Below are 3,937 nucleotides of genomic sequence, written 5' to 3' on the forward strand. Positions count from 1 at the left end.
TGTCGCTTATTGGCGCCGGTCAGCGCCGCTTGTTGATTTCCGCCTCGTCGACCTCAAGCCCCAGCCCCGGGCCCGGCGGCACCACGAAGCGGCCGTCCCCCCGCCGGGGCGGATTCTTGAAACCGACATCCATCCGACCGGCCGCGTCGGCGTATTCCGCCGGCTTGGTCAGGTGCATCATCGCCGCCAGCACATGCAGGTTGGCGACGTGGCCGATGGTCGGCTGGGTCTGGTGCGGCACCAGCTCGACCCCATGGGCGTGGCAGATCGCGGCGCATTGCATCAGCCCGGTGATGCCGCCCATCTTGACGATGTCAGGCTGCACCATGCGCACCCCGGCATGGATCATGTCGACCAGCGCCTGCAGCGTGTAGGTCTGCTCCGCCGCCGAGACGGTGATGTCGAGCCGCTGCGCCACCTCGCCCATGCCGCGCACGTCATAGTGCTGCACCGGCTCCTCGAACCAGACGTAGCCGAGCTCCTCGAGCGCGCGGCCGACCCGCATGGCGCCGCCGATCGAGTAGCCGTTGTTGGCGTCGAAGGCGAGCGGATAGCCGTCGCCGACCAGCTGGCGCACGGCCCTGGCCTTGGCGATGTCGCCGGGGATGTCGAGGTCGAGCATCGAGCGGTCGCCGTCGCGGCGGATCTTGATCGCTGCCGGCGTCTCGCGCCGCCAGCGCGCCTCGACCACCCGCACCGTCTCGTCCACCGTTCGCGCGGCATTGCCGCCGATCGAGGCATAGAACGGCACATCGCTGCGCCAGCCCCCCCCAAGCAGCTTGTGCACCGGCAGGCCAAGCGTCTTGCCCTTGATGTCCCACAGCGCGATGTCGACAGCGGCCAGCGCGCCGGTCAACGCACCTTCCGGCCCCAGCTTGATGTTGCGGTGGAGCTGCCGGTCGTACAGCACCGCGGTGTCGAAGGCGTCGGCGCCGACCAGCCCCGGCGCCAGGTCGCGCTCGACGATGCCGATCGAGTGCAGCCCGCCCTGCATCGGCGAGGCCTCGCCCCAGCCGACGACGCCATCCTCCGTGGCGATCCGCACCAGGGCGCTGCGCCGGCCGGGCGGGTCGCCGGGCTGCCAGCTGACCTGGAAGGCTTCGACCGATCTGATGCTGGCGCTTGGGGCCACGGTTTCGCTCCCGCGTCGTGTTGGGGTTCGGGCCTGCAGGGGCAGGCCCGGTGGGGGACGGTCCGGTCTAGGGGATGCGGATGTCGCACGGCCCGCGTCGCCGGCTTCGCGGCGGCGGGGAAAAATGGCGTGTCGCGAGGGATTCGATCGTCACGCGAGCCTCCCTGGAACCGGCCTGCGGCGGCGTTCAGGGCCGCTGCATCCTGCCGGGTGTTTTGTCTTACCTTACTCTTTTTGCATCCGTATGCAATACCGCTGCACCCAGATGGTCATGCATAGATTGAGGTCCGGCGGAACTGCGCCGCCACCCGGGCGCCGTCGACCACCAGGATCTCTTCTGTCTCGAAATAGTGCCGCCCCTTGCGCTCGTAGACCGCGGTGACGGTGCCGGATGTGGCCAGGCGTTGGCCGGGGGATACCGGTTCGAAATGCTGGGCTTCGCCGGACACGAAGACGACCGGGGCCGGGAAGCGGAAACTGCGGTTGGCGTCGGCCATGGTCCGCCGGATCAGGCAACCGGAATGGACCAGCCCGCCGTCGCGATAGAGCGGGTGCTGCTCATCAAAGGCGGCGAGCGAGCGCTGGAATTCCTCTTCGGTCAGGACCGCGTTGCGCGAGCCGAGGCGCATCCCGACCATCATGCCGCCCGGCTCCACGGCGTGCGGCGGCTCCGGCAATGGCAGGACCGGACAGTCCTCGATCCGCGGCGGCACGGGATCCTGCCACGGCATCGCCACCCAGCCGGTCGCAACCTCCTCGCCCTCCTGGTTGCGCAGGGTCACGTCCGCGCGCTGTCCGGAGCCGGCGTCCACCAGGGCCGAGACCGCGGCGGTCAGCACGTCGCCGTCATGCACCGGCCGGCGGAACCGTGCCCCCATGCTGCCCCGCCGGGCCCAGTCGGCGCCCCAGGCGTCGACCGCAATGCGGCTGACATGGCCATAGACGAAGGCTCCGGGGATCAGCGCCGCGCGGAAGCCCATGCGGCGCGCCACCGCGTCGTCATGCACCGACCCGCGATAGCCGGGATCGTCGTCGAGGCGGATCGGGATGTGCAGCGTCCGGGGGAAATTGGCCATGGTCAGGCTCCCGGCCGGGGTTCGGTCGCCATCGCGCCGCTGGCCTCGACCGCCGCGATCTCCTCCGGCGTCAAACCGAGGATGTCGCGCAGCACGCGACGATTGTCGGCACCGAAGCGCGGCGCCGCCTGACGCTGGCTGCCTGGTGTGACGTCGAGATGGAGCGGCAACCCCGGATGGGGATGGAGGCCGGCATCGGGGTGCTCCAGCACCGTGAAGAAGCCGCGATGGACCAGGTATTCGCTGCGCGCCAGGTCGTATGAGGTCTGCACCGGTGCCGCGGGAATACCGACCGACTGCAACCGGGCCGCGACCGCGTGCTTGTCCTGGCCGCGGGTCCAGTCGGCGATGATCGCGGTCAGCGCCTCGATATTCCGCTGCCGCGCCGCGAGCGTGGCGAAGCGCGGATCGGCGGCAAGCCCCGCCTGCCCCATGACGTCGCACAGGCCTTGCCACTCCACCTCGGTTTCCGCCGCGATCGCCACCCATTGGTCGTCGCCGAGCGCCGGGAAGGCGTCGTGCGGGGCGGCATAGGGGGAACGGTTGCCGTTCGGCACGGGATCGCAGCCGGATTCGATCGCGGCCAGCAGCTCCGGCCCGATCAGCTGCATCGCGGCCTCCACCTGCGGGACCTCGATATACTGGCCCTCACCAGTGCGCTGCCGGTGCAGCAACGCCGTCAGGATGGCGGCGGCGGCGTTGAACCCGCCGATCGGGTCGAGATAGGAGGGCCCGGTGGTTTCGGGCTGGCCGCCGGGATAGCCGATCATGCTGGACATGCCGGTCGACATCTCCATGGTCGGGCCCAGGGCGGCGTAGCGCGACATCGGTCCTTCGGTGCCGAAGGCCGGCAGCTCCGCCACGATGATGTCCGGCTTGATCCGGCGCAGGCTGTCGTGGTCGAGCCCCAGCTTGGCCAGCGTGCCGGGCCGGAAGTTGCAGATCACCACATCGCTGACCGCGGCCAGCCGCCGGACGATGTCGCGCCCCTCCCCCGTCTTCAGGTCGAGGATGCAGGACAGCTTGTTGACGTTCTGCGAGTTGAAGTGGAAGGCGCGGTCATAGGGCCGGTCGCCGGGAACGCCGTCAGGGAAGTTGACCGGGTTCGGCACCTCCTTGTTGAGGCGCCAGGAATTGACCCGGGTCGGGGATTCGACATGGATCGGCTCGGCCCCGAGGAAGCCCAGCACCCGGCCCGCCATCGGACCGGCCCAGGCCGTGGTGATCTCGAGCACGCGCAGGCCCGCCAGGGGGCCGGCTCCGGCAGCGGCGGCGCCCATAGCCGGCTGCGGGACTGCCGGCGGCGGCACCCTGCCATTGTCGACCCCGAGCGTTGGTGCGCCGGAGCGGACCCGGCGCGGCGTGCGGCCCAGCCGGAAGGGCGGCCCGAGGATCAGCCGCCCCTCCGCCGTTTCCCAATAGCCCCGGCCGGCCAGATGTGCGCTGCCGTGCAGCTCGGTCGGGCGATAGGCTTTGGCCGCGATCACCTCTTCCCGCTGCAGCGTGGCGACCAGTTGCTCGGCACTGAGGTCCGCGACCTTGTCCTGGATGATCCCGAACAGCTCCGCCCAGTGGGCGCGGCGCGGGGCCGGGGCACGGAAGCGCTCGTCCTGCTCGATGGGCCCGAGGCCGAGCGCCCGGCAGACCGCGCTCCAGCGATGGTTGTAGATCCAGATGCAGACCCAGCCGTCGCGGCAGCGCACCTGGCCGGCCGGGATGTTCGGGTCGC

At 70.5% G+C, this 3,937-nt stretch carries 3 protein-coding genes; all 3 read right to left on the reverse strand.

Going from position 1 to position 3,937, the window contains the following annotated elements:
• Positions 1–19: 19 nt before the first annotated feature.
• A complete protein-coding gene (locus AC3XYG_RS01070; RefSeq protein WP_489137960.1) occupies positions 20–1,132 on the reverse strand; it encodes a mandelate racemase/muconate lactonizing enzyme family protein in 1,113 nt (370 codons plus the stop codon).
• A 269-nt stretch (positions 1,133–1,401) separates the two neighbouring features.
• On the reverse strand, positions 1,402–2,208 hold the full coding sequence (locus AC3XYG_RS01075) for a hypothetical protein (protein WP_489137961.1): 807 nt from the start codon (positions 2,206–2,208) through the stop codon (positions 1,402–1,404).
• Between the two features lie 2 nt (positions 2,209–2,210).
• The coding region (locus tag AC3XYG_RS01080; protein ID WP_489137962.1) for a CaiB/BaiF CoA transferase family protein at positions 2,211–3,937 on the reverse strand (1,727 nt) is incomplete at its 5' end.

It is taken from the genome of Inquilinus sp. (assembly GCF_057815775.1).